We start from the raw sequence: 26011 nt of genomic DNA on the forward strand, positions 1-26011 counted from the left end.
CTAAGCTTTTTCGGCCCAGGGGATTTTCTGTGAGAGAGGCTCCACGTCCAATCTGTGGACAACTTTCAGGGTGTGGATAACCCAGGCCTCCCGCAGCCTTGCAGCCTTGCAGCCTCGCAGCCGCAGCCGCGGACCATCGATAAGACGGCTTGCGCTTCACCAGGAGTCAGTCCATGCGCACTAAGGGCCAGCTGGTGAAGCGGAACCCGCCTTTGCTGGCCTGGCAGCGACTTTATGCCAGCCTTGTCCAAATCTGTGCCGATTTTAATGTTGGTCCGGAACTCGACAGCCGCTCCTAAGCCCCTGGGCCCCAGCCCTGGACAGCCCAAAGCCCCAGGAAGTAACGTAACCAGCCGCTTTCAAGACAGCCTTCGCTACGCTGGGAACTATGGCATTTGCAGCAGAGCAACCCGTCCTCGCGCACTCGGAGTTCCGTCCCGTCGGTGAAGTCGAGCGCGCTGAGGGAAACTTCGAGGTCATCAGCGAGTTCGAGCCCTCGGGCGACCAGCCGCAGGCAATCGCGGAACTGTCGGAGCGCCTAGATAGAGGCGAGCGCGAGGTAGTCCTGATGGGTGCCACGGGCACCGGTAAGTCAGCCACCGCAGCGTGGTTGATCGAAAAGGTGCAGCGGCCAACCCTCGTCATGGCACCGAACAAGACGCTTGCGGCCCAGCTGGCCAATGAGCTCCGCAGCCTGCTGCCAAACAACGCGGTCGAGTACTTCGTTTCGTACTACGACTACTACCAACCCGAGGCCTACATCGCGCAGACCGATACCTATATTGAAAAGGATTCCTCCATCAACGAGGACGTGGAGCGCCTGCGCCACTCGGCTACTTCAGCGCTGCTGTCGCGTCGCGACGTAGTCGTCGTCAGCTCTGTTTCTTGCATCTATGGCCTGGGTACCCCGCAGTCATACCTCGACCGTTCGGTGTGGCTGAAGGAGGGCGAGGAAGTCGACCGCGACCAGTTCCTGCGCCTTTTGGTGGACATTCAGTACGCCCGCAATGACATTGCCTTTACCCGCGGCACCTTCCGAGTAAAAGGTGACGTGGTCGACATCATCCCGGCCTACGAAGAAAAGGCCGTGCGGGTGGAGTTCTTCGGCGACGAGATTGATTCGCTGTACTACCTCAATCCAGTCACGGGCGACGTCATCGACCAAGTCCCGGAGCTGCGCATTTTCCCTGCTACGCACTACGTCGCCGGCCCGGAGCGCATGGAACGGGCCGTCGCGGACATCAAGGCCGAACTCGCCGAACGCCTGGCGGATCTGGAAAACCGGGGCAAGTTGCTGGAAGCACAGCGTCTGCGCATGCGCACGGAGTACGACCTCGAAATGATTGAACAGGTCGGCTTCTGCTCCGGCATTGAGAACTACTCGCGCCACATCGATGGTCGCGCGCCGGGCTCGGCCCCCGCGACGCTCATTGACTATTTCCCGGAGGACTTCCTCACCATCATCGATGAGTCGCACGTCACCGTGCCACAGATTGGCGGCATGTTCGAGGGCGACGCTTCCCGTAAGCGCAACCTCGTCGACTTCGGTTTCCGCCTCCCATCGGCGCTGGATAACCGCCCGCTGACGTTCGACGAATTCGATGCCCGCGTGGGCCAGGTCGTGTTCATGTCCGCAACGCCGGGTGACTATGAGCTCGAAAAGACCGGTGGAGAGTATGTGGAGCAGGTCATTCGTCCGACTGGGCTGGTGGACCCCAAGATCGTCGTTAAGCCTACTGAGGGGCAGATTGATGATCTGATCGGCGAGATCCGAAAGCGCACCGAGCGTGACGAGCGCGTTCTCGTGACCACCCTGACGAAGAAGATGGCGGAGGACCTGACCGACTACCTGCTCGAAAATGGCGTGCAGGTGCGGTACATGCATTCGGATGTGGATACGCTCAAACGCGTTGAGCTGCTGCGGCAGTTGCGTCTCGGCGAGTACGACGTGCTGGTCGGTATTAACCTGCTGCGCGAGGGGCTGGACTTGCCCGAGGTTTCGCTGGTGGCAATCCTCGACGCCGACAAGGAGGGGTTCCTGCGTTCGGAGCGCTCGTTGATTCAGACGATTGGTCGTGCCGCGCGAAACGTCTCCGGCGAGGTGCACATGTACGCCGACAAGATCACCGATTCCATGCGGTTCGCCATCGACGAGACGGAGCGCCGCCGCGAAAAGCAGATTGCTTACAACACTGAGCATGGCATCGATCCGCAGCCGCTGCGCAAGAAGATCGCGGACATTCTGGATCAGGTCTACGACAACGCTGACACCGATTACGAAGGCAAGACCGGTGCGGCCGCTGATGCGCTGCTCTCGCGTGCCGACGGCTCGGGCGCGGCCGATGGTGCTAGCGGTAAGCAGATGCCGAGGGCGGAGCTCGAGGCGCTTATCGCGGACCTGTCGGAGCAGATGGCCGCGGCTGCGCGAGAGTTGAAGTTCGAGCTCGCGGGGCGCTTGCGCGATGAGATTTTCGACCTCAAGAAGGAACTTAAGGGGATGATTGAGGCCGGTGTCGAGTAGTTTTTTGCTACTGTTGTGGGAAGTAAAACAGTGTATTCGCGAAAGTGGCTCTGGCCAGTGGGTTCGGGGCAACGACGGCGTTACGCACGATGAACTGTTTTAATGCAACTTCCACAGTGAGGGATAGTTTTCATGAGTGATTACAAGACCATTGTTGTCGGCACGGATGGTTCTAAGTCGTCGCTGCTCGCAGTAGAGCGCGCTGCCTCGATTGCCGCGGCTTTCGATGCCACCCTGGTTATCGGCTGCGCTTACTACGAGACTGCAGAGGATGCGTCCAAGACCCTGCGCCAGGATTCGGTTCAGGTCCTCGGTGATGACCCGGCTCAGAAGAACCTGGCTGCTGCTAAGGAGGCCGCAGAGGCCGTCGGCGCTACCAAGGTTGAGACCGAGGTTCGTTCCGGCTCCCCGGTTGAGGCTCTGATGTCTCTGGTCACTGACCGTCGCGCTGACCTGCTGGTGGTTGGCAACCGCGGTATTAACTCGCTGACTGGTCGTCTGCTGGGCTCCGTGCCGGCTGATGTTGCTCGTCAGTCGGACTGTGACGTCATGATTGTTCACACTGTGAGCTAACAAAACGGTGAGCTAGTAAGACCGTCAGCTAACAATTTAGCTTTCGTTTTAAACCGGCATCTCTTAGTTGAGGTGCCGGTTTTTCTATTGTCGGCCGGTGATAACCCCTTCTTCAACTACAAAAGGCCAGCTAATTCCGTTTCTGGTTAAGACCTGGTTGCGAAGGGATTCAGGAAGAACTTCGGTACGGCTGCCATAGCCCATGAGGTACTCGTCAAAAGCGGGCAGTCGAAGCGTCAGTGAAAGCGCGGCTTCAAGCTCGGCCTCAGCTACGTTCTGCTGCCATGCCGGCATGAAGTACTCATTTTGTGCGAGTCCTTCGCCGGTGAATTCTGTGTCAGTTGGCGTGTGCGGAGAGGCAGAGGAATCGAGGGAGAAAGGAGCTATTAAGTGGTCGATAAGCTTAAAGGCCTTTTTCGCTTGAGTTTTCGTCAGCCCCAGCCACCACGCGAAGTCAGCTACACAGATAGGTCCGCGGGAATTAACATAGCGCCAGGCAATGTCGGCCAGCGTGGATTCAGCTGAGTGTTCTGTGCTGGAGCCCTCCGTGGTATTTGCTGAGAGGCCGCCTTTGAAAGTTACGTCGGCAAGCAGGACGAAGGTATCTTCGGATCCTTTTCGTGGCCCTTGGACGACAGCGCCTTCGCCGCCGAATGTGCGCAGTAGGTGAGGACCTCTTTGTTCCGTGGGGTCTATTCCATGATCTGCGAAAACCTCATAGGCTTCAGTCCGAGTCAGCGGGTCGGACAGGCCACGTGAGCGCAATTCGGAATGAAATGCTGCCCTTGCGGTCTGCACATCATCTTGAGAAAGCCCGAGTGTCGTACGACGTCTTGCTGCTGCCTTTTCGATGCGCGGATTCGTCAACCTCATAATTGCTCCCGCGTCTTGCGCTGAAACAAAGTGCAGGGTGCCTCGTTGAGACCAACAGCGAACGATGTCGTAAGAAGAAATGGCTGCTAAAACATCGTCGGTGGTGCTGCCACTGCGTAGGGCGATGGCATTAACACCGTTCGAATAATTCTGCCCTTGTAGAGCGACCATGCCATGCGTTGCTGATAATGCAGGCGAGTTGAGGTTTGTATTCCAATCGCTGCGTGCTTGACTTGCAGCTAACCCCTGGGCAATGAGACGGCGTGCGCGAAGTTCAGCTAGCTGAGGTAGATAGTTTTGGGACATAATGTCTCACTCATTCTGTACGGCACTATCCTCGTCATTCTAACCATTGCAGCTCCGGCAAAACGCTCGACTGCTGAGGCGCCACAACAATTAGCCCCTGGGTCGCACGAGTCAGTGCAACGTACAGGTCCTGTAGCCCCTGTGGGGATTGCGCCACAATCTGGTCGGGCGCAACGACGATGACCTCGTCGAATTCCAGGCCTTTTGAGGTCGTGATGTCGTAGACCGCGCAGTTGGTGAGTTTGCTGGGGCGAGTAGCAGGTGCGTCATCGGCGGCACTAGCCCCGCCAGCACCATCAGGGTCACCATCTCCATCAGCTCCACCACCGAGAAAATCCCGCACCTCCGCGCGCGTGGCTTCGAGCAACTCGGCGGGCGCGATCACAGCGACCAGGCGATCCGGTTGTGCAACCCGCTCCACATGTGCCAACGCCTCCGTCACGGTGCGGGCCTGGACAGGCTTGCGGCCGGTCGCGCGAATCGACTGCGGCGCCTCCAGCTCCGAATCAATCTCAGCCAGGACGCTGGCGGCAACCTCCATCACCTCAGCTGGGGTGCGGTAGTTGACGGTCAGCTCGTGGAGATGCCACCTCGAGCCGATGATGGGTTCCAGCACATCATCCCAGGTCGCGGCACCTGCGGGTGAGCCCGTCTGGGCCACGTCGCCGACGAGGGTCATCCAACCGTTGGGGCTGCGGCGGCGCAGCATGCGCCAGGCCATCGCGGAGAGTTCCTGCGCCTCGTCGACGATGACATGGCCGTAGGCCCACAGGCGATCCGCCGCCGCCCGCTCGGCGGTGGATCGCAGGTCGCGCTCACGGTGGCGTTCGGCCAGTGCCTCGGCATCGATGACGTCGTACGCAGATAGAATCTCGGCCTCGAAGCCGTCGTCAAGGTCCTGGGACGCAGAGCTGGACAGGGTATCCAACGCGCCCTGCGCCTCCTCGACGCGGGCCTGCCAATTCTCGTCATCGGTCTCCGCTTCACCAACCGGGCCGAGGAGCTCCGCCAGCTCGTCGAGAAGCGGGGCGTCGGAAGGCATCCAGTCGGTGCCTTCCGGCCGGTAGAGAGCCTCGCGCGTCAGCTCGTCGTAATCGCTGGCGGCGTAGTCGATGGCCTCGCGGGAACTCAGCAGTTCCGACAGCACCTGCTCGGGTGTGAGTGCGGGCCACAGCTCGTCGAGGATGTCGGCGACTGCTCCGGATTCGTCAATTTCGTCGCGCAGGTCGGCAACGTCGGTCACGGACAGCAGGTTTTCGCCGCCCAGCGGGTCGGCGCCAATGACCTCGGCCATCTGTGCGGCCAGGAGTTCCACCACGTGATCCCGGAAAATCGGACGTGCCAGATTGTGTGGTTTACGAGTCCGCCGCGCACGCGTTCGCGCGGCTTTCACCATCTCTGGCGTGATGGTCAGGATGATGTTGTCGTTACGGACTTCAAACGACTCCGCGGGGAGCTCCTGGTAGGCCCGCACGGCTTCGCGCAGGATAGTGAGCATCTCAATCGAGCCCTTAACTTCCTGCGCAACCAGGGGTTCGGGGTTGTGCCCGTCGATAAGCGCGTCGGACGCGCGTACGCCGGGGTAGAGATCGGCGATGGTGGTCAGCACCACGCCTGTTTCGCCGAGGCTCGGCAGCACGCGGGAGATGTAGTCGAGGAAGGTCGTGTTCGGGCCGATGATGAGGACACCGGTTTTCGCCAGCTGATCGCGGTAGGTGTAGAGGAGCCACGCGACGCGATGCAGCGCCACCGCCGTCTTGCCCGTGCCGGGACCGCCCTGGACGACCAGGGTGCCGCGGGTGGAATCGCGGATGATGAGGTCCTGCTCGCGCTGAATGGTCTCCACAATGCCGCGCATATGGCCGGTGCGCGCTTGATTCATGACCTCGCGCAGCACCGATTCGCCACCGACACCAGCCTCGACTTCGGTCTCGTGTGCGCTGTCGTCTTCCTCGCCGGAGAGCCATTCGTCGTCAATGCTGCGGACCTTCCGGCCGTGCGTGCGCAGGTGGCGACGCAGGCTGACTCCCTCGGGATGCGCGGTCGTGGCCAGGTAAAACGGGCGCGCACCATCGGCACGCCAATCCATGATGACCGTGCGGTAGTCGTCGTTTTCATCGGACAGGCCGATTCGCCCGATGTATCGCTTATCGACGGTCGCCCCCGGCCCTTCCTCTGCCAAAGGATTGTCGGGGTCTGGGTCATCGATATCGATTCGACCAAAGACCAGGCCAATCTCGGCTGAGCGGTAGCGGTCCAGGTTAGCCTGTAGTCGGTGGTATTCCACCTCGCGTTCAACGCGGGCTTGCGGGTCCGGGTCGTCGATGAGCATGACCTGGCGCAGGTACTCTTGGTCGCGCTCGCGTGCCCGGTCGAGGAAGCTGAACGCGCGATTGACGTAGGCCTGTTCTGCAGCGAGGGTACTCTCTTCTTCTCGCTGTGGTGCTGAACTTGCCTGGTCCGGCAGACCTGCCTGGCCAGTGCGGCCAGTGTGGCCTGTCTGGTCCTGCCCGGGCTCGGATGCGCGCGACGCCAACCTGGTCTCCTCAACAGTTCGTTAAAACTAGTGCTAATTGATGTGCTGAATGAATATAAAAATATGAAAACGCCCCCGCACGCGTCGTGGCGTGGGGAGCGTTTAAGTATACCGCTTTAACTGCGGCAGCAAACTTACTGCAGGCGCTTCTGCGCCTTCTTTGCAGACTTCTTGGCCTCCTTAGAAGCCTTGGCTGCGCGCTTGCGCAGTTCCTTGCGCTGCTTGCGAGTGTCCTTCTTGAGATCCTTGCCCAGGTCCTCGGCGTAGTCGCGAGCGTCCTCAGCGAGCTCGCTAGCCTTGGCAATCCAGTCGTCCTTGTTGTCCTCGACGTAGCTCTTAGCGGTGTCGAAGGCGCCGGTGAGCTGCTCGCGCCAGCCGTCCTTGTTGTCCTCGACGTATTCACGAGCCCCATCGGTGGCCTCAGAAGCGCGGTCGCGGAGCAGGCCGGCCTTTTCGCGGACGTTCTCGCCGGCGGAAGCGAAAGCTGCGCTGACTTCCTCAGTGCGCTGCTCGGTTTCAGACTTGGTCGGCAGGGCAGCCTGAACCTTCTTGTTCAGCTGCTTGCCAGCCTTCTCAGCGCGCCAAGCGACACCCGGCTTGCCGTCGGTGTCAGCGGTAGCCAGGAAGAGGCCACCCAGCAGACCGATGTCGGTCAGGAATCCAGTGCGGCGAGCCGCCTTCTCCTTCGAGTCCTGGGTCTCCCAGAATGCGTGGCGAGCCAGCATCGTCGGAATTTGTGCAGCGACCAGAGCCGTGGCGGACAGACGTGGGGCCTTACCCAGAGCGTAGAGGGAACCGGCGGCAACCTTGGTACCAGCGACGGCCTGAACAACCAGCTTCTCGCTATTTGGCACGTACTTGTTGTACTGGTTCGGGGTTACGGAGCGGACGCGGGCAATCAGGTCGCGTGCGCCCTCTTCATGATCCTTCTGGTTCATCAGCGTGTCGACACCGTCGGCAACGAAAACCGAGGCCAGCATTGGTCGGGCAAACTTGCGAATCATCTAAATTCCATCTCCTTTGTCGTCCAGGTGAAACCGTGTTTTTGGCCACCTGGTCGCTGTAATTCACTATTAATCCTACGCAGCCTGGCCTATTTATGTCGTGGGAATGGCGAGTTTTTCAGACGCTGCGACTGCATCCAGCGCTACGAACCACGCTCATCCAGTGCTACCAACCACACTTATCCAGCACTACCAGCCCCGCTGGCGCCAGTTCTCCACCTCGGGGCTCTCGACACCAACTGTGGTGTCTTTGCCGTGGCCGGGGTGAATCACCGAGTCGGCGGGGTAGACGCGGAAGACACGGCTCTCGACATCGTCGATAAGCTGCGTGAAATCCTCGGGCGAGTACGTTTTGCCGACACCGCCTGGGAAGATGCTGTCACCGACGAAGAGGTGGTGTGACGGGGTGTCGTCGGAAAGCGCGCCGGCTTCCTTGGCGGACAGGTCGAGGCAGAGGCCGCCCTTGGTGTGTCCGCGAAGGATGAACGTGGGCAGCGTGATGTCCTCGCCGAACGTGATGGTCTCGCCGCCGTCGAGCTGCTGGTCGGCGGGCTCGGGAATGTCGGCAGCGTCGAGGCTGGACGTGATGTGGCGGGCCGGGAATGACTGCAGGAGCTCGCCGAGCGCCTGAACGTGATCGCCGTGGGAGTGCGTGGTGACAATCGTGCGCACCTGCGCGCCGACGTGCTCAACCAGGCGGATTAGGTGCTCGGCGTCGGTGGCGGCGTCGATAAGTAGAGAACTGTCGGGCTCGCGGGAGTCGACCAAAAGGTAGACGTTGTTGTCCATCGGTCCGACGGAGGTCTTATAAATAGTGACATTGCCGTAGTCAATGCGCTCAACGCCGCGCGTGCTCGGCGAGTTGGAGTAGGGGCTGATTGTAATGTCGTCGTTCATGCGCCCCAGGGTAATGAGGTGTCTGTCGGCGCGCTAGGAGCGCAACGTAACCACGAGTCTCTGAACACATGTGCGAAAAATTGGTTATGGGCTGTAGACTAGTCGGCAGTGAATCGTCGACGAATTGAGGTTTCCCACTGTGGCTGAACGTCTAGTGGTCAGAGGCGCCCGCGAGCATAACCTGCAGGGTGTTGACATCGATTTGCCCAGAGACAAGATGGTGGTTTTCACCGGTCTGTCGGGGTCGGGTAAATCGTCACTGGCATTTGACACAATTTTCGCCGAGGGCCAGCGCCGTTACGTGGAGTCGCTGAGCTCCTATGCGCGCATGTTCCTGGGGCAGATGGAAAAGCCCGATGTAGAGATGATTGAGGGGCTCTCGCCGGCGGTGTCGATCGACCAGAAGTCGACGAACCGCAACCCGCGCTCGACCGTCGGAACCATCACTGAAGTGTATGACTACCTGCGTCTTCTCTACGCGCGCACCGGTACTCCGCACTGTCCGACCTGTGGGGAAGTAATCTCCTCACAGACTCCACAGCAGATCGTCGATCAGGTCATGGAAATGCCGGAGGGCACCAAATTCCAGGTCCTCGCACCCGTCGTGCGCACGCGCAAGGGTGAATTCGTCGACCTATTTGAACGCCTCGCATCTGAGGGCTACGCGCGTGTCATCGTCGACGGCGAAATGCATCGCCTAACGGATCCGCCGAAGCTGAAGAAGCAGGTCAAGCATGACATTGACGTGGTTATTGACCGCCTCCAGGTGAAGGAGTCGCAGCAGCGCAGGCTCACCGATTCCGTCGAAACGGCGCTTCTGCTTGCCGACGGCGTCGTGGTCATCGACGCAGTCGGGCTAGAGGCAGATGACCCGCGTCGTACCCAGCGATTCTCGGAAAAGATGGCCTGCCCGAATGGGCACCGCATTGCTATCGATGAGCTGGAACCACGGTCGTTTTCCTTTAACTCGCCGTACGGTGCCTGCCCGGAGTGCGACGGCATTGGCACCAAGCTGGAGGTGGACACGGACCTGGTCATTCCAGATCCGTCACTGCCGACGATCGAGGCTATTGCGCCGTGGCGACAGACGCTGAACAAGAAGTACTTTGAAAAGTTGGTCGAAGGGCTCGCTACCGAGATGAGCTTCGACCCGACCACGCCTTTCGAAGATCTCACAGCGCCGCAGCGCAAGGCCCTGCTGCATGGTTCCAGCCACAAGGTCACGGTGCGGTACCGAAATCGCTACGGCCGTACTCGCCAGTACACCGCACCGTTTGAAGGCGTGATGCCGTACCTGCACCGCAAGCTGTCGCAGGCAGAGAGTGACTCTCAGAAGGATCGCTTCCAGGGGTACATGCGTGAAGTGCCGTGTCCTGCGTGTAATGGCACGCGTCTGCGGCCAGAAATTCTTTCGGTGACGCTGGATTCGGCGGAGTTCGGGCAGAAGAATATCGCCGAGCTCACAGAGCTGTCGGTCCACGATGGCTCGGCATTCCTGAATTCGCTGACTTTGGGCAAGCGCGAGGAAATGATTGCCGGTCGCGTTCTGCGTGAGGTGCAGGCTCGTCTGAAGTTCCTGCTGGATGTGGGGCTGGACTATCTGTCCCTGTCGCGTTCGGCGGGCACGCTGTCCGGTGGCGAAGCGCAGCGAATTCGTCTGGCCACCCAGATTGGCTCGGGGCTCGCCGGCGTGCTCTATGTCTTGGATGAGCCGTCGATTGGTCTTCACCAGCGCGATAACAGTCGTCTAATCAAGACTCTGAAGAACCTGCGCGACCTGGGCAATACGCTGATTGTGGTCGAGCATGATGAGGAGACGATTCGCGAGGCCGATTGGCTGGTCGACATTGGGCCCAAGGCCGGTGAATACGGTGGACAGATCGTCTACCAGGGCGAACCGTCGGGCATTGTTGACTGCGAAGAGTCGCTGACAGGTGCGTACCTCTCGGGTCGTCGGGTGTTGGCGGTGCCGGAGAACCGGCGTGCGATTGATAAATCGCGCATGGTGACGGTCAAGGGCGCTCGCGAAAACAACCTGAAGAAGATCGACGTGAAGTTCCCCCTCGGCGTGTTGACCTGTGTGACGGGTGTTTCCGGTTCAGGCAAGTCCACCTTGGTCAACGAAATTCTGGCCAAGGTGATGAGCAATGAGCTCAACGGTGCTCGTCAGGTGCCGGGACGTCACAGCCGCGTGGAGGGGCTGGATCAGCTGGACAAGCTGGTGCAGGTTGACCAGTCGCCGATTGGTCGCACCCCGCGTTCCAACCCAGCGACGTACACCGGCGTGTTCGACAAAATCCGCAACCTCTTCGCAGAGACGCAAGAGGCCAAGGTTCGCGGTTATAAGCCGGGCCGGTTCAGCTTTAACGTCAAGGGCGGTCGCTGTGAGGCGTGTAAGGGCGACGGCACCATCAAAATTGAGATGAACTTCCTGCCGGATGTCTACGTGCCTTGCGAGGTTTGCCATGGCGCGCGCTACAACCGCGAAACGCTGGAGGTTCGCTACAAGGGCAAGACCATCGCTGAGGTGCTGGACATGCCCATCTCCGAGGCAGCGGAGTTCTTCGAGCCGATTCAGTCGATTGCGCGTTATCTCAATACGCTTGTCGACGTCGGCCTGGGCTATGTCCGCCTCGGGCAGGCGGCGACCACGCTCTCGGGTGGTGAGGCTCAGCGTGTGAAGTTGGCCAGTGAGCTGCAGAAGCGCTCCAATGGTCGAACCGTTTACATCTTGGACGAGCCGACAACGGGTCTGCACTTCGAGGACATTCGCAAGCTGATGCTCGTATTGCAAGGCCTGGTGGACAAGGGCAACACCGTCATTGTCATTGAGCACAATTTGGATGTCATCAAGTCTGCGGACTGGATTATCGACATGGGGCCGGAGGGCGGCTCCGGCGGTGGCACCGTGGTTGTTGAGGGCACGCCGGAGGACGTCGCGAACTGTTCCGGTTCCCACACTGGCCAGTACCTGAAGCCGCTGCTTAAGTAGCTTAGGTAGTCGGCTCGTTTCCGTCGGAAATTCCAGGGCCGTCGGTGCGGGTGATGCCTTCCATTCTGTCAGCAGCGGGGTCGGCATCTGCTGCGCCGCTCGCGCCGGCAGCGTCAGTATCGCTGGCGGTGCCGTCACAGTCCGGTGCCGCCGGCTCCTCGGCACTCTTCTGCTTCGCCCCGGAGACCGCCATGGCCAGCAGAATCAGACCACAGCCGAGGAACGCCAAGGCGCGGATAACGCCATCGAGCGTTGCCATGTCGTAGAAGATCAGCTTGACGATAGACAGCGCCGCAATCGTCAAACCCGCTGCCAGTCGCGCCGGAATGTGGTGGAACCTCTTCGATAGCACCAGCATGCCGGCAATCGTGGCCCAGAAAATACTCAGCAACATGTGTGCGGCGTTGAAGCTCACGCCAATAGTCGTGAGCAGCACGATAAATGGCATACCCAGTGCAGCCAGGCCAATCAGTGCAAAAGCTGGCGGTAGCTGCGACCTCGCTGCCGTCACGGCCAGGCCGATGTCGGCGCACAACAGGAACAACAGCGAAAGCATTTCTGCCCACGTTGCCGAGTAGCCAGCCGCAGCACCGGCATTCAACGCTGCGGGCAGGATGTAGAGGTGTACTACCGTTGCGCCGAGCAGCCAGGTCAGTGCCGCAATCTTTGTATATGGTGCCACGGCATCCCGGGTTGGTTCAGGAGCCTGTAGTCGTGCGCCAATCGCGCCGTGCTTCGGTGCTGTGGCCAGCGCCCAGACAAAGAGCGCGGCACCGATGGAGATTGGGATGAGACCCCAAGTGTGGGTTCCAGTATCGGCTCCTGAGCTCCTTTCTGGGCCTGCCACCGCGAGCGCTAGCCAGGGCAGAATTGCCGTGGCCAAGGCCAATGGTGCGAGATAGCGGAAGATGGCACGGTTCCAAAGGAATACTGCAGCAATTGCGATGAACAGCACGAATCCGCCGTAGAACAGCAACCAGAGGCTGGAGGTGGACTGTGTGGCGTTGACCGTTGGGACTGCAGCTACAACCGGAGTCGAGAAGGCAACTACTGACGTGATGGTGACCAGATCGTCTTCCCAGGTGCTGGTTTCCGAAGGCTCGTCGTCAAGCTCGGGAGTGAGTTGGCGAGCCAACGCCAGCGGGCCGAACTGGGCAAACGCGAAAAGGGCAATGGTGAGTGCGGCGATTGCGGGCATCACCAGTGCATTGTTGGTCGTGATTACGCCGATGAGAACGTTTGCGCCGAGCAGGAATGCGACTACGTACTTCCGGAAGGGGACGTTCAGGAGGCAGACGATAGCGGCGATGACCATCAGTTGAAGGGTGATTTGCGCGAGCGAGGAGCTCAGCGGGCGGGCGTGGAAGTTGAGGCCGATCGTCGCCCACAGCATTAATCCGGTGTTGATTGTGATTGTCCACGCCGCGGTTGCACTCGACTTCGTCCACCGCGCGCCGTATAGACCGACTGCAGCGAAAGGCAACATGATGACCAGCGTCGCCGCCACCGGAATCCAGTCGAGGAGGTAGGACATCGACATCGTTGTCAGGTGCGCAGCGGCTAGTGATGTCGCAATCAACGCCGTCACGCCAGCAGGCGGTGCTTGACGACGGTGCGCTCGCACAGCTGCGACCGCGAGCACGGCGGCCAACAAGTAAGCCAGGACCACACGACCGGCCGGTCCGATCAGGCCGGATTGGATTGCGACCGCGACGAAAAATGCGATACCGGCAGCGGTGATGAGACCACCGAAGATGGCGATGATTCTGATGATTGCCTTCTCGTTGCGCCACCAGGGCTCGCGAGGTTCACGCGGTGCCTCTGGCAGCTTCGGTGGCGGGGTGGAGTCTGTGGGAGAAGACTGTGGCGAGGGAGAAGACTGCGGCGACTTCGAATCCCGCCGCCATTGGTGGGCAGAGGGGAAGCCAAACATCGGCTGCGCAGCTGCGTCGCTCTGTGGCAGGGGAGCTGGTTGATTCCGCCAGTCCGCTTGTGTTGGCGGTGGTGGCACCTGTATCTGCTGAGACTGCTGGGGATACTGCGGTGTGGCGAGCGTCTGCTCAGCCTGCGGTTCCCAACGGGGAGGAGGTGCCTGCTCTAGTGGCGGACTGGGCGCTGGCGGCGGTTGCGGATTGTGTTGATGTGCCCCTTGAGGTGCAGCATGGGGCGGCGCTTGAGGTACCGGCGCAGATTCCGCTCCCGTAGTGTGAGGCGCGTGCGGTCCAGTCGGCGCTTGCCCGCTTGCCTGAGAAAGGCGCACCTGCCAAGTACGGGTGAGCTGAGCCAGCCGAAGCGAGCTGGCCTCCAAATCTGCCAGAGCATGGGAAAGCTCTGAGACGGAGTCGCCGGTCAGGACAAAATCGCCGGTCGGTGGCTTGTCGTATCGGGCGGAATGCTGATTAGGATCGGTGTTCTCGGCTTTAGGGCCAAAGCCGTTGGAGCCAGTATTCATGGTGACGACTTTAATCGTGTTTGGCCTAAAAACTATGGAGAGAATCTACCAATCTGATTACAATTCGGATTGCAATTTTTTTGACGCTTGGTATCGCGTCGGGTGCCGATGGTGAATAACCCGGAGTGAGAGCCGGTTTTGGTATGCGAGAACAGCTGTGTTAACATCTCGTCTACGACCGCCAGAATGCGATGCTTGCTGCCTTCGGGGAGCATTTAGTTGCATTCGGCAGCGAAGAGGATTTAAGTCCCACCCTAGGTGCGCCAAAGAATTACGGTAGCGCCGGGGTCCACCCTAATCGGTGATGTCACATCGCACGATTGGAAGGCGTCCTTATACAGTGTGTAGTAATCCGCTGTAGACGCGTGGCTTTTCTTCCTTTCCCGCTTGCTATCGCGGTTTGAAACGAAGATTGTTCAGGTTCAACCTAGGAGGCCACATCAGCGCTGAAGCTCGTATTAACGAGGATATTCGAGTACCGGAAGTCCGCCTTGTAGGACCGAATGGTGAGCAGGTGGGCGTTGTCCGCACCGGTGACGCACTCAAGCTCGCTTACGAAGCAGACCTTGACCTGGTTGAGGTTGCTCCGCGAGCAAAGCCGCCGGTCGCCAAGATTATGGACTACGGCAAGTTCAAGTACGAACAAGCCCAGAAGGCACGCGAGGCTCGAAAGAACCAGCAGCAGACTGTGGTCAAGGAGCAGAAGTTCCGTCCGAAGATTGATGACCACGACTACGAAACCAAGAAGAACAACGTTGTTCGTTTCTTGGAGAAGGGTTCGAAGGTCAAGGTCACGATTATGTTCCGTGGCCGTGAACAGTCTCGTCCAGAACTGGGATTCCGCCTGTTGGAGCGTCTGGCCGCCGATGTCGAAGAGTACGGCATTGTCGAGTCTCGCCCGAAGCAGGACGGTCGCAACATGACTATGGTCCTGGGGCCGGTTCGGAATAAGGGTAAGAAGTAACCGACCTGACCAGAAATGGTTGTAAACGAGATTTTTGCGCCACGAGCGTCAAAGATCGGTAGGGGAGAGTTTTAACATGAAGCAGAAGACCCACAAGGGCACCGCAAAGCGCATCAAGGTTACCGGTTCCGGCAAGCTGCGCCGCGAGCAGGCTAACCGCCGCCACCTCCTGGAGGGCAAGCCGTCCACTCGTACCCGTCGCCTGAAGGGCACCACGGACGTTGCTAAGTCGGACGTCAAGCGCGTCAAGCGTCTGCTGGGCAAGGCTTAATTTTTCAAGCCTCGTCCCAGGGGCAATCGCCCTCTTAATTTCACTAGTTCTTAAAGACAACGAAAAGGAAGTATCACCGTGGCACGTGTGAAGCGGTCTGTTAACGCTAAGAAGAAGCGTCGCGAAGTTCTCGATTCCGCAAAGGGCTACCGTGGTCAGCGCTCCCGCCTGTACCGCAAGGCCAAGGAGCAGATGCTCCACTCCAAGACCTACGAGTTCCGCGATCGCCGCCACCGTAAGGGTCAGTTCCGTCGTCTGTGGATTCAGCGCATCAACGCTGCTGCCCGCGCTAACGACATCACCTACAACCGCTTCGTCCAGGGCCTGAACCTGGCTGGCGTTGAGGTTGACCGTAAGAACCTGGCTGAGATGGCTGTCAACGACCCGCAGGCATTCGCTGCTCTGGTCAAGGTCGCTAAGGACGCTCTGCCGGAGGACGTCAACGCTCCTGCTGCTAAGTAAAGCAGCTACGAGGTAACTCGTACGTAGCGTTGGCAAGCGCCTGCGACCGGCAGTGCGCCTGCCAACATCTTTGAAAAACCACCGTCGATTGGGTTAACGAATAACCTCGGCGGTGGTTTTTCGTATCCGCACTGGCCTGCTGGCGGTTATGAATCCCGAGCCGCATCACTAGGATTAATCACTATGAACTCTGCGCTGTACTTCAACGACGAGCCGTTTACTCCTCGCACTCCGCGAGTCTCGGCGGCTATTCAGCTCCACCGTGCGGCCAAGCGGAAGAAGGCCGGTCGCTTCCTCATCGAAGGCTTCAATTCCGTCGATGCAGCTATCCGCGCAGAGGCTGTCGTGGAAATCTTCGTCACCGCTGCCGCCGCCGAGCAGTTCCGAGAGCTGCTCACGGGGTATCTCGAATCTGGGACGCAGCGTAAGTCTGTTTCGCTTATCGACGACTCCGCCGCCCGCTCTTTGAGCGAAACTGTCACCACCACCGGACTCTTCGCCGTCTGCGACACCAATGCGGTGTCCACTTCGTTGGAAGAGGCCATTGAGGTTGGAAAGCAGTCCGGCTGTTTGGTGATTCCGGTGGAGTGCAATGACCCGGGTAATGTCGGCACGATTGTGCGTATGACTGATGCTCTCGGAGCTGGCGCGGTTATCCTTGCTGGCGATTCGGTTGACCCTTTGAACTCGAAGGCCGTGCGTTCCTCTGCGGGGTCTGTTTTCCATACACCGGTCGCACGCGAGCGCGATATCGATGTCGTTGTGGAGAGAGTCAGGGAAGCGGGCTTTGCCACCCTCGCCACGGCGATGGATGGCGCTCTCACACTCGGCGTTGATGCGCTTCCCGACGGTCCCGTCGCCTGGCTTTTTGGCAACGAAGCACATGGCCTGTCGGAGGAGATTACGGCCTCGGCGGGGGCGAGTGTGGCCATCCCGATTAAGGGCGAGGCGGAGTCGTTGAACCTCGCCACCGCAGCGGCCATGTGCCTGTGGGAGACGGTTCGGGGTAAGTAGGAAACCTCGATGGTGAGGTGCATGCACGTGTGCAGTTATCCTCGACTATGATTGTTCCATCACAAGAACTGATAGTCCTATATAGAAGTGGTTGACACGTGAGCGATTCGCCAAATCCTATCGATCTTTCCGAGGAAGCCCTCCAGGCGGCTGCGCAGAAGGCCACGGGTGCCTTTGATGCTGCCGGCAACCTGGATGAGCTTTCTGCCGCCCGCCGTGAGCACTTGGGGGATGAAGGCTACATTCCGCAGGCTCGCCGCGCGCTGGGCTCCATTCCGAAGGCTGAGCGCAAGGATGCTGGTCGTCGCGTAAATGTTGTTCGCGGAGCCGTCGAAAAGCACTATGCTGAGCGTCTTGCAGTGCTGGAGGAAGAGGAAAACGCGCGTCGCCTGGTCGCGGAGCGTATCGACGTGTCGGTGGACACCACGCAGAGTCAGCGTGGCGGTATGCACCCAATTACCATCCTGTCCGAGCAGATTGGTGACATCTTCGTGGGCATGGGCTGGGAAATCGCCGAGGGCCCAGAGGTCGAAGCCGAGTACTTCAACTTTGACGCGCTGAACTTCCTGCCGGATCACCCGGCTCGTACTCTGCAGGATACTTTCCACATTGCGCCGGAAGGATCCAAGCAGGTGCTGCGTACGCACACCTCGCCGGTCCAGGTTCGCACTCTGCAGTCACGTGACCTGCCGATTTACGTTATCTGCCCGGGCCGTACCTTCCGCACCGATGAGCTCGACGCCACCCACACCCCGGTCTTCCACCAGGTGGAGGGACTCGCTGTGGACAAGGGGCTGACCATGGGGCACCTGCGCGGCACGCTGGATCACATGGCAAAGGCGCTGTTCGGTCCGGAGACCAAGACCCGCATGCGCACCAACTACTTCCCGTTCACTGAGCCGTCCGCTGAGGTTGACGTCTGGTTCCCGAATAAGAAGGGCGGCGCAGGCTGGATCGAGTGGGGTGGCTGCGGCATGGTCAACCCGAACGTGCTGCGGGCCTCTGGCATTGACCCGGAGGTGTACTCGGGCTTCGCGTTCGGCATGGGCCTGGAGCGCACCCTGCAGTTCCGCAATGGCCTGACTGACATGCGCGACATGGTCGAAGGCGACGTCCGCTTCACGCAGCCGTTCGGTATCCGCGGCTAATTCACTGACCTACAGATAGGAGTTTTACTTACATGTTCATTCCACAGTCGTGGGTCACTGAAATCGTTCGCGGCCCAGAGAACACCATCAACCCGGACTGGTCCGTTACCCCGGACGAGTTGGATGAGGGCTTTGTCCGCGTTGGTTTTGAAACCGAGGGGCACGAGCCGCTGGAGAAGGTCGAGGGGCCGCTGGTTTTCGGTCGCGTCGACCACATTGAGGAGCTCGAGGGCTTTAAGAAGCCAATTCGCTTCTGTCAGGTCAATGTCGGTGATGCCAATGGCACCGGCGAGCTGCAGGAGATCATCTGTGGTGCCCGCAACTTCGAAGAGGGCTCCATTGTTATCGTCGCACTGCCGGGCTGCGTGCTGCCGGGTGGGTTCGAGATTTCCGCACGGAAGACTTACGGCAAGATTTCCAACGGCATGCTCTGCTCCGAAGCTGAGCTGGGTATGACCGATTCCTCCGCCGGTATTCTGACGCTGCCGTCGGCCCCAGCTGAGCTGGGTTCGTGCGCCAAGGAATTCATCGGTCTCGATGACGAGAAGTTCGAGGTCAACATCACCCCGGACCGCGGTTACGCGCTGTCGGCCCGCGGTCTGGGCCGCGAGATCTGCTCCGCCTTCAACCTCGACTTCGCCGATCCAGCCAAGGTCAACGAGCTGCCGGTCGAAGGTGAGGTCCTGAACGTCACTATCGACGAGGACACCGACACCCGCCGCTTTGGTCTGCGCCGAGTCACCGGCATCGACCCGAACGCCGAGACCCCGTGGTGGATGCGTCGCCGCCTGCTGCTGGCTGGTCAGCGTCCGGTCAACGTGGCCACGGACGTCACCAACTATGTGATGCTACTGCTCGGTCAGCCGATGCACGCTTTCGACGGTTCCAAGATCGCTGGTGGCCTGCACATCCGCAACGCTAAGGCCGGCGAGACTCTGACCACCCTCGACCACGTGGACCGCAAGCTCGACCCGGCAGACGTTGTCATCTGCGACGACAATGGTATTCAGTCGCTGGCCGGCATCATGGGTGGTCTCACCTCCGAGATCGCCGACGACACCACCGATGTGGTCTTCGAGGCCGCCAACTGGTCGCCGCTGCATGTCTTCCGCAGTGGTCGCCGCCACAAGCTGAGCTCCGAGGCTTCACGACGTTTCGAGCGCGGCGTGGACACCGCTCTGGTCGAGCCGGCTCTGGATCTGGCCTGCCAGCTGCTCGCTGACATCGCCGGCGGCACTATCGACACTGGTCGCACCCTGCTCGGTGAGGTTGCCACCATGCCGACTATTGACTTTGCTGTCAACCGCGCCAGCGAAGTTGCGGGCGTTGATTACCCGCGTGAGACCGTCATTGGACGCCTGCGCGAGGTCGGTTGCGAGGTCGTCGACAACGGTGACCGCCTGGCTGTCACTCCGCCAACCTGGCGCTCGGACCTGACCATGTCCGCTGACCTGGTTGAGGAGATCCTACGTCTGGAGGGCCTGGAAGACATTCCGGTTATCCTCCCAATCGCCCCGGCCGGTCGCGGTCTGACCGAGCGTCAGCTGCGTCGCCGCTTCGTCGGCCACGCGCTGGCTCACAATGGCTACCTGGAGATTCTGCCGACACCGTTCATTGCCAACGATGTCTTCGACGTCTGGGGCCTGGACGCTGATGACCCGCGTCGTAACACCGTCAAGGTCATCAACCCGTTGGAGTCCGACCACGCTCAGCTGGGCACGACTCTGCTGCCGTCCATGCTTGAATCGCTGAAGCGCAATGTTGCTCGCGGCCAGGTCGACCTGTCGCTCTACGGTGTGGAGCAGGTATCCATCGAGCGCGGTAACGGTGTCTCGCCGATGCCGTCTACCGCGGGTCTGCCGAGCGAGGCCGAGCGCGCCGAGCTGCTGGAGTCGCTGCCGGAGCAGCCGCTGCACGTCGCCACTGTCGCCTGCGGTCGTATCCGCCTGGATAGCCCGTGGGGTGACGAGGCCGCGTACACCGTCGCCGACGCCATCGAAGCCGCGCGCATTGTTGCCCGCGCTGCCAACGTCGAGCTGGAGATCCGTAACGCTGAGGTGCTGCCGTGGCACCCGGGCCGCTGCGCTGAGCTGCTTGTCGACGGCGAGGTCGTCGGCCACGCCGGTGAGCTGCACCCGAAGGTGTGCAAGGACGCTGGTCTGCCGGAGCGCACCTGCGCGATGGAGATTAATCTCGATGCACTGCCAGTGACGGAGCACCTGCCGGCGCCGGTACTCAGCCCGTTCCCGGCTGTCCACCAGGACGTCGCGCTTGTTGTCAGCGATGAGGTCTCCGCCGCAGAGGTGGAGAAGACTCTGGTGGAGGGTGCTGGTGAGCTCCTCGAATCCATTCGTATCTTCGATGTTTACCGTTCCGAGCAGATGGGCGAAGGCGTTCGTTCACTGGCGTACTCCCTGCGTTTCCGCGCACCGGACCGTACGCTGAAGGAAGAGGAAGCTTCCGCGGCTCGCGAGGCGGCCATTGAGCTGGCCACTACCCGTCACGGCGCTCAGCTGCGTGGCTAAAAGGGGAGACCACAGGGAGAGATACCCATGATTGGCATCTTGCGGCACCGCGGCAACAGGCTGAATAGCGCAGAGGCACGAGAGCAGCGCGTTGGAGTGCGCGCGGTGAGCAGCGCGAAGCCTGCGGCGACTGTGGCTGCAGCTGCTGTCACGGCAGGTCTGTTGCTCACCGGCGCGCCGAGTGCGGCTGCGCTGGTTGGCGGGGAGGCTGCTGCGCCTAGTGTGGCGGCGGACTCCGTGGTGTCAATCATGGTCCAGACCAGTCCCCATACCGGAAACTTTTGCACGGGAACTGCAATCGCCCCGCAGTGGGTAATGACCGCCGCCCACTGCGTGCGTGATGTCCCGCAGCAGGCTGGGGAAGTAGAGGTCGGTTTCGGTCAGGATTCCCACCGTGTTCCTATCGATAGCTGGGAAATTGCGCCCACCGGTGACGTAGCGCTTGTTCACCTTGCGGGCGACGCAGCTCTTCCGGGGTATCCCGCAATGGAACGTCGTCAAGCGTTTTCGGAGCAAGAAACGGCAGGCACGGTCTATGGGCGATCGCTGCTCGGCGATGTTGCGGATGGCTCGCTGCCGTCGGCGACCGTCACCGCTTCGATGTGTCCGGTGAAGTATCAACAATGCGTGCGGGAAGACTCCGTGTTGGCGCGCATGGAGCGCCCCGCGGCGTTGCAGGTAGGCGATTCGGGCGGACCGCTTTTTATCGACGGCCAGCTAGCGGCGGTGTTCTCGGGCGCGGTGGCTTTTGATGGCAGCGTGGCACCGGAGGAATCGGGTTACTATCTCTACACCACGACGTCATCGGTGGCGCAGTGGGCAGATGGCGTGATGAGCCAGGAGCCAAGCGTCGTAGTTGAATAGTCCGGCGTTGAGTAATCCGGCGCGCTGATTGAATGGCCGGCTCGGCGAACCAGATGTATGTACCGACGACGGCGTTATATTCATAATTCACTCACGTCACATCGATAGAATTCCAGCACTTTGGCAACGAATTCTATGAATATCTTGCAACGCAGTGAATAAAAGTGTTGAATGTTTGGCATGAGTATTTCCGTTGCCATTGCTGGTGCGACCGGTTACGCAGGAGGAGAGATCCTCCGCCTCCTGTTGTCGCACCCGGCGTATCTTTCCGGCGAACTGACCATCGGCGCACTAACGGGAGCATCCAACGCGGGTGCCCGTGTGGGCGACATTATGCCTCATGTGGCACCTTTGGCTGATCGTCGTATTGAGCCGACTAATGGTGACACACTTGCCGGGCATGACGTGGTGTTCCTCGGCCTGCCCCACGGTCATTCGGCTGCGATTGCAGAGCAGTTGGGCGATGACACGGTGATTATTGACTGCGGCGCGGATTTCCGCCTGCAGGATGCCGATGAGTGGGAGCACTACTACGGCTCGGAGCACGCCGGTACCTGGACTTACGGTATTCCGGAGCTGCCGGGCAACAGGGAAGTAGTGGCTGCTTCCAAGCGTATTGCTGTGCCGGGTTGTTTCCCCACTGGCGGTACCATTACGGCACTGCCGGCAGTTGCAAAGGGTCTGGTCAAGCCGGATCTGTCCGTTGTTTCCGTCACCGGTACCTCCGGTGCGGGCAAGAAGGCAGCTGTGCCCCTGCTCGGGTCCGAGGTTATGGGCAATCTCCGCGCCTACAACACTGCGGGCAAGCACCGCCACACCGCAGAGTTCCTACAAAACCTCAAGCCGTACGCAGAGGCTCTCACCGTCAGCTTCACGCCGGTGCTCGCTCCGACGTCGCGCGGCATTCTCACCACCATCACCGCTCCGCTTGTCGACGGGGTGACGGAGGCAACCGCACGGGAGGCCTACCTCGAGTTCTACAAGGGTGAGCCGTTTGTGCAGGTGTTGGCCGAAGGGCTGCAGCCGCAGACGCAGTCGGTAATTGGCTCTAACTTGGTTCAGATTCAGGTTGAGGTAGATGAACGCGCCAAGCGTCTGGTGCTGACCTCGGCGATTGACAATCTGACAAAGGGCACCGGTGGTGCCGCAGTTCAGTGCATGAATTTGGTTACTGGACAGAATGAAACTGCAGGACTTCCATTGGTAGGAGTTGCCCCATGATGAAGGAAGAAAAAGAAGGTCTCGTCAACGTCGCTGGTGACGAAGGCGGCGTATGTGCACCTCAGGGGTTCGTGGCCAGTGGTGTCATTGCAGGCATCAAGGTCAGCGGAAACCCGGACATGGCGCTCATCGTAAACCAGGGGCCGGAGAAGACTGCTGCGGCTGTCTTTACTACCAACCGTGTCCAGGCTGCGCCGGTGACGGTATCCAAGAAGCACATCGCTGACGGCAAGCTGTCCGCTGTGGTGCTGAACTCGGGCAATGCCAACGCCTGCAATGGTCAGCCGGGTATTTCCGACGCCCTCGAAGTCTGTCAGAAGGTCGCAGATGAGCTCGGCGTCGATGTTACCGAGATTGGTACCTGCTCCACCGGCTTGATTGGTGACCGGCTGCCGATGGACATTGTTCTGGCAGGTGTGCCGAAGCTTTGTGAGAATCTGGGCAGCGATGCCGCCGCAGGTACGGCTGCAGCAGAAGCCATCTTGACCACTGACTTGGTGGCAAAGCAGGCCGTTGCGCATGGTGACGGATTCACTGTCGGCGCTATGGGCAAGGGTGTTGGCATGATTAGCCCGTCGATGGCCACGATGCTCGGTGTGATTACGACGGATGCGTCGGTAAGCGCAGAAATGGCGCACGAGGCTATTGCCAAGGCGAGCGAGGTTACGTTTAACCGCCTAGATATTGATGGCTCCACATCCACCAATGACACCGTCATCATTTTGGCCAACGGTGCCTCTGGTGTGAAGCCCTCGCAGGAGGAGCTCGACCAGGCAGTGCTCAGTGTGTGTGATTCCATCGCGCGCCAGATGCAGTCGGACGCCGAAGGCGTGACCAAGCGTGTGTCCGTGACCGTGCGTGGCACCGGTGGTGCTGAAGATGCTCTGGTAGCTGCTCGAATCATCGGCCGCGACAACCTCTTCAAGTGTGCGATGTTCGGTTCGGACCCGAACTGGGGTCGTGTGCTGGCGGCTGTCGGCACTGCACCGGTGGATATGGATCCGGAGCACATCACTGTTTCCTTCAACGGTCATGTAGTCTGTCGCGATACCGGTGGCACGCCTGATGCTCGTGAAGTGGATCTCTCCGGCAAGGACATTGCCGTGGAGGTTGACCTCGGTACTGGTAATCCGGAAGAGGCCACGATTCGTACGACTGACCTTTCCCACGACTACGTTCACATCAACTCGGCATATTCGTCGTAAAGGTTTTGAGGAGACTCTGCAATGGTTCACCAGTTGACCGAAGGGCTGTCCTTCGAACAGCGGGCACATGTGCTGGCGGAAGCACTGCCGTGGCTGCAGCACCACCGCGACAAGATTGTGGTGGTCAAGTACGGCGGTAACGCGATGACCGACCTGAAACTGAAGAAGGCCTTCGCGCAGGACATGGTTTTTCTGCGCACCGTGGGGGTGAAGCCGGTGGTTGTCCACGGTGGCGGCCCTCAGATTTCGTCGATGCTCAAGCGCCTGGGGCTGGAGGGAGAGTTCCGAGGCGGTTTCCGTGTCACGACTCCGGAGGTCATGGAAATTGTCCGCATGGTGCTCTTCGGGCAGGTCGGCCGCGAACTGGTGAACCTCATCAACGCCTACGGCCCCTATGCAGTGGGTACCTCTGGTGAGGACGGTGGCCTGTTCACTGGTACTCGACGAACGGTAAACGTCGGCGGCAAGGAAACAGATATCGGGCTGGTCGGCAATATCACCGAGGTGCACTCGGAAACGCTATTGGACCTGATTGATGCCGGACGTATTCCGGTGGTCTCTACGATTGCGCCGTCCGCTGATGGCAAAGAGGTCTACAACATCAACGCCGACACGGCAGCAGGTGCACTGGCATCGGCAATTAACGCGAACCGTTTGGTGATTCTGACTAATGTCGAGGGTCTCTACACGGATTGGCCGAACCGCGATTCGCTGGTGTCAAGGATTTCCACTTCGCATCTGCGAGAAATCCTCCCGACGCTGGATTCCGGAATGATTCCGAAGATGGAGTCCTGCCTGAACGCAGTGGATCAGGGAGTGCCTGCGGCCCACGTTATCGACGGCCGCCAGCCACACTCGGTGCTGCTGGAGCTGATGACTTCCGGCGGTATCGGCACAATGGTAGAGCCCGGATAAGGCAGAAAAGACGGACAAGAATTTACCGACATACATGTTAGGCAGGTCGAAAGACGACATGAGCGACTTCAAGCAGCAGTGGCAACACACGATGATGAACAATTACGGCACGCCGCGCATTGAGCTTGTGCAGGGTAAGGGCGCTATTGTCACGGATTCCGAGGGCAAGGAATACCTGGACCTGCTCGCCGGTATTGCAGTCAACGCGTTGGGTCACGCACATCCGGCCATCGTGGAAGCTGTGTCCAAGCAGATTTCCACGATGGGGCACGTGTCCAACATCTTCGCCTCTGAGCCACCGTTGGCACTGGGCGAGAAGCTCATTGAGCTCACTGGCTGGGACACTGATGACACCCGAGTTATGTTCTGCAACTCCGGCACTGAGGCCAATGAAGCCGCGTTCAAGCTGGCGCGGTTGACGGGGCGCAATCGCATTATCGCTACCCACCACGGGTTCCACGGCCGTACCATGGGCGCACTTGCCATGACCGGTCAGCCCGACAAGCGCACCCCGTTCGAACCGATGCCGGGTGGAGTCGAGTTCGTGCCGTACGGTGACATTGACTTCCTCACCAAGACCATCGAATCCGATCCGTTGGGTGTCGCTGCGGTGATTCTGGAACCAATTCAGGGTGAGACCGGTGTGGTCGCACCGCCAGAGGGATACCTCGCTGCCGTCCGCGAACTGACCAAGCGCTTCGACGTTCTCATGATTGTCGACGAAGTACAGACCGGCATCGGCCGTACCGGCCAGTGGTTTGCCCACCAGCACGATGGCATCGTGCCGGATGTTATGACCCTGGCGAAGGGGCTCGGCGGCGGCCTGCCGCTGGGTGCTGTCATCGCCAACGGCCGCGCAGCGGAACTGTTTACTCCTGGTGCGCACGGCACCACCTTTGGTGGCAATCCGGTCTGTGCCGCTGCCGGCCTGGCCGTCATCGAGACGCTGGAAGAAGAAAAGCTGCTCAATCGAGTCACCGAGAAGGGCAAGGTCCTGGCTCGCAAGCTCGCGTCGTTAAGCCATGTCGATCACGTGCGTGGTCGCGGCTTCATGCTTGGACTGGTGCTGCGCGAGAACCTGGCGAAGGAAGCGGTTAACGCCGGTTATGAACGTGGTGTCATTCTGAACGCTCCGCAGGCGAATGTGCTGCGTATTGTGCCGCCGTTGAACCTCAGCGATGAGGAAGTCAACCGCGCCGTCGAGTTGATTGATGCCTGCCTGAACGACGCCGTTGAGGCTGTCGCCAACAAAGGAAGGAATTAGAAAC

19 protein-coding genes are annotated in these 26011 nt (G+C 60.1%); 14 read left to right on the forward strand and 5 right to left on the reverse strand.

Annotated features, from left to right (window positions below; genetic code table 11):
* Window positions 1–388: 388 nt before the first annotated feature.
* Window positions 389–2521, forward strand: a complete 2133-nt coding sequence (gene uvrB / locus ADB08_RS02095) for an excinuclease ABC subunit UvrB (protein ID WP_016422912.1) — start codon at window positions 389–391, stop codon at window positions 2519–2521.
* Window positions 2522–2653: 132 nt separating this feature from the next.
* On the forward strand, window positions 2654–3094 hold the full coding sequence (locus tag ADB08_RS02100) for a universal stress protein (protein WP_005511992.1): 441 nt from the start codon (window positions 2654–2656) through the stop codon (window positions 3092–3094).
* A gap of 84 nt (window positions 3095–3178) precedes the next feature.
* Here ADB08_RS02100 and ADB08_RS02105 read toward each other — a convergent pair whose 3' ends face one another.
* The 4 genes from ADB08_RS02105 to ADB08_RS02120 form a co-directional block, all read right to left on the reverse strand.
* Window positions 3179–4273 carry a DNA glycosylase AlkZ-like family protein gene (locus ADB08_RS02105; RefSeq protein WP_065421639.1) on the reverse strand — a complete coding sequence of 365 codons (1095 nt, stop codon included), beginning with the start codon at window positions 4271–4273 and terminating at the stop codon, window positions 3179–3181.
* Window positions 4274–4307: 34 nt separating this feature from the next.
* Window positions 4308–6809 carry a HelD family protein gene (locus ADB08_RS02110; protein WP_053087299.1) on the reverse strand — a complete coding sequence of 834 codons (2502 nt, stop codon included), beginning with the start codon at window positions 6807–6809 and terminating at the stop codon, window positions 4308–4310.
* A gap of 134 nt (window positions 6810–6943) precedes the next feature.
* The gene (locus ADB08_RS02115) at window positions 6944–7813 is read right to left on the reverse strand and encodes a DoxX family protein (RefSeq protein WP_049170361.1); all 870 of its coding nucleotides are present in this window, start codon (window positions 7811–7813) and stop codon (window positions 6944–6946) included.
* A 189-nt stretch (window positions 7814–8002) separates the two neighbouring features.
* Window positions 8003–8710: an MBL fold metallo-hydrolase gene (locus ADB08_RS02120; protein WP_053087300.1), complete on the reverse strand. Its 708-nt coding sequence runs from the start codon at window positions 8708–8710 to the stop codon at window positions 8003–8005.
* A 139-nt stretch (window positions 8711–8849) separates the two neighbouring features.
* Between ADB08_RS02120 and uvrA the strand changes: the two genes are divergently transcribed.
* Window positions 8850–11702, forward strand: a complete 2853-nt coding sequence (uvrA, locus tag ADB08_RS02125) for an excinuclease ABC subunit UvrA (RefSeq protein ID WP_049170364.1) — start codon at window positions 8850–8852, stop codon at window positions 11700–11702.
* A 1-nt stretch (window position 11703) separates the two neighbouring features.
* On the opposite strand, the gene ADB08_RS02130 is transcribed toward uvrA, so the two are convergent.
* A complete protein-coding gene (locus ADB08_RS02130; RefSeq protein WP_049170366.1) occupies window positions 11704–14154 on the reverse strand; it encodes a DUF2339 domain-containing protein in 2451 nt (816 codons plus the stop codon).
* A gap of 412 nt (window positions 14155–14566) precedes the next feature.
* Between ADB08_RS02130 and infC the strand changes: the two genes are divergently transcribed.
* From infC to ADB08_RS02185, 11 genes are all read left to right on the forward strand, one after another.
* Window positions 14567–15118 (forward strand): translation initiation factor IF-3, encoded by a 552-nt coding sequence (gene infC / locus ADB08_RS02135; protein ID WP_172954614.1) that lies wholly within the window; start codon window positions 14567–14569, stop codon window positions 15116–15118.
* A 76-nt stretch (window positions 15119–15194) separates the two neighbouring features.
* Entirely contained in the window at window positions 15195–15389 is a 195-nt protein-coding gene (rpmI, locus tag ADB08_RS02140; RefSeq protein ID WP_005511726.1) for a 50S ribosomal protein L35, read from the forward strand.
* Between the two features lie 78 nt (window positions 15390–15467).
* Window positions 15468–15851 carry a 50S ribosomal protein L20 gene (gene rplT, locus ADB08_RS02145; RefSeq protein WP_016422904.1) on the forward strand — a complete coding sequence of 128 codons (384 nt, stop codon included), beginning with the start codon at window positions 15468–15470 and terminating at the stop codon, window positions 15849–15851.
* 183 nt (window positions 15852–16034) lie between these two features.
* Window positions 16035–16865 (forward strand): TrmH family RNA methyltransferase, encoded by an 831-nt coding sequence (locus ADB08_RS02150; RefSeq protein WP_049170369.1) that lies wholly within the window; start codon window positions 16035–16037, stop codon window positions 16863–16865.
* Window positions 16866–16963: 98 nt separating this feature from the next.
* Window positions 16964–18013, forward strand: coding sequence for a phenylalanine--tRNA ligase subunit alpha (gene pheS / locus ADB08_RS02155; RefSeq protein WP_049170371.1), 1050 nt, complete (start codon window positions 16964–16966; stop codon window positions 18011–18013).
* 32 nt (window positions 18014–18045) lie between these two features.
* On the forward strand, window positions 18046–20538 hold the full coding sequence (pheT, locus tag ADB08_RS02160) for a phenylalanine--tRNA ligase subunit beta (RefSeq protein WP_049170373.1): 2493 nt from the start codon (window positions 18046–18048) through the stop codon (window positions 20536–20538).
* 27 nt (window positions 20539–20565) lie between these two features.
* On the forward strand, window positions 20566–21402 hold the full coding sequence (locus ADB08_RS02165) for a trypsin-like serine protease (RefSeq protein ID WP_016422900.1): 837 nt from the start codon (window positions 20566–20568) through the stop codon (window positions 21400–21402).
* A 180-nt stretch (window positions 21403–21582) separates the two neighbouring features.
* Complete coding sequence (argC, locus tag ADB08_RS02170; RefSeq protein ID WP_172620236.1) at window positions 21583–22623, forward strand: N-acetyl-gamma-glutamyl-phosphate reductase; 1041 nt, start codon at window positions 21583–21585, stop codon at window positions 22621–22623.
* Window positions 22620–23828 (forward strand): bifunctional glutamate N-acetyltransferase/amino-acid acetyltransferase ArgJ, encoded by a 1209-nt coding sequence (gene argJ / locus ADB08_RS02175; RefSeq protein ID WP_016422898.1) that lies wholly within the window; start codon window positions 22620–22622, stop codon window positions 23826–23828. Before argC ends, argJ begins: the two co-directional genes overlap by 4 nt.
* Before the next feature lie 21 nt (window positions 23829–23849).
* Complete coding sequence (gene argB, locus ADB08_RS02180) at window positions 23850–24743, forward strand: acetylglutamate kinase (RefSeq protein ID WP_016422897.1); 894 nt, start codon at window positions 23850–23852, stop codon at window positions 24741–24743.
* A 58-nt stretch (window positions 24744–24801) separates the two neighbouring features.
* Window positions 24802–26007: an acetylornithine transaminase gene (locus ADB08_RS02185; RefSeq protein ID WP_049170375.1), complete on the forward strand. Its 1206-nt coding sequence runs from the start codon at window positions 24802–24804 to the stop codon at window positions 26005–26007.
* The last annotated feature ends 4 nt before the right edge of the window (window positions 26008–26011 follow it).

This window comes from Corynebacterium sp. 239_CJEI, from assembly GCF_001055995.1.
Lineage (GTDB): Bacteria > Actinomycetota > Actinomycetes > Mycobacteriales > Mycobacteriaceae > Corynebacterium > Corynebacterium jeikeium_D.

What these genes read in the sequence shown, in the direction of transcription:
- uvrB (WP_016422912.1), top strand. Translation starts at nt 389, where the DNA reads ATGGCATTTGCAGCAGAGCAACCCGTCCTCGCGCACTCGGAGTTCCGT.
- ADB08_RS02100 (WP_005511992.1), top strand. Translation starts at nt 2,654, where the DNA reads ATGAGTGATTACAAGACCATTGTTGTCGGCACGGATGGTTCTAAGTCG.
- ADB08_RS02105 (WP_065421639.1), bottom strand. Translation starts at nt 4,273, where the DNA reads ATGTCCCAAAACTATCTACCTCAGCTAGCTGAACTTCGCGCACGCCGT.
- ADB08_RS02115 (WP_049170361.1), bottom strand. Translation starts at nt 7,813, where the DNA reads ATGATTCGCAAGTTTGCCCGACCAATGCTGGCCTCGGTTTTCGTTGCC.
- ADB08_RS02120 (WP_053087300.1), bottom strand. Translation starts at nt 8,710, where the DNA reads ATGAACGACGACATTACAATCAGCCCCTACTCCAACTCGCCGAGCACG.
- ADB08_RS02130 (WP_049170366.1), bottom strand. Translation starts at nt 14,154, where the DNA reads ATGAATACTGGCTCCAACGGCTTTGGCCCTAAAGCCGAGAACACCGAT.
- rpmI (WP_005511726.1), top strand. Translation starts at nt 15,195, where the DNA reads ATGAAGCAGAAGACCCACAAGGGCACCGCAAAGCGCATCAAGGTTACC.
- ADB08_RS02150 (WP_049170369.1), top strand. Translation starts at nt 16,035, where the DNA reads ATGAACTCTGCGCTGTACTTCAACGACGAGCCGTTTACTCCTCGCACT.
- pheT (WP_049170373.1), top strand. Translation starts at nt 18,046, where the DNA reads ATGTTCATTCCACAGTCGTGGGTCACTGAAATCGTTCGCGGCCCAGAG.
- ADB08_RS02165 (WP_016422900.1), top strand. Translation starts at nt 20,566, where the DNA reads ATGATTGGCATCTTGCGGCACCGCGGCAACAGGCTGAATAGCGCAGAG.
- argC (WP_172620236.1), top strand. Translation starts at nt 21,583, where the DNA reads ATGAGTATTTCCGTTGCCATTGCTGGTGCGACCGGTTACGCAGGAGGA.
- argJ (WP_016422898.1), top strand. Translation starts at nt 22,620, where the DNA reads ATGATGAAGGAAGAAAAAGAAGGTCTCGTCAACGTCGCTGGTGACGAA.
- argB (WP_016422897.1), top strand. Translation starts at nt 23,850, where the DNA reads ATGGTTCACCAGTTGACCGAAGGGCTGTCCTTCGAACAGCGGGCACAT.
- ADB08_RS02185 (WP_049170375.1), top strand. Translation starts at nt 24,802, where the DNA reads ATGAGCGACTTCAAGCAGCAGTGGCAACACACGATGATGAACAATTAC.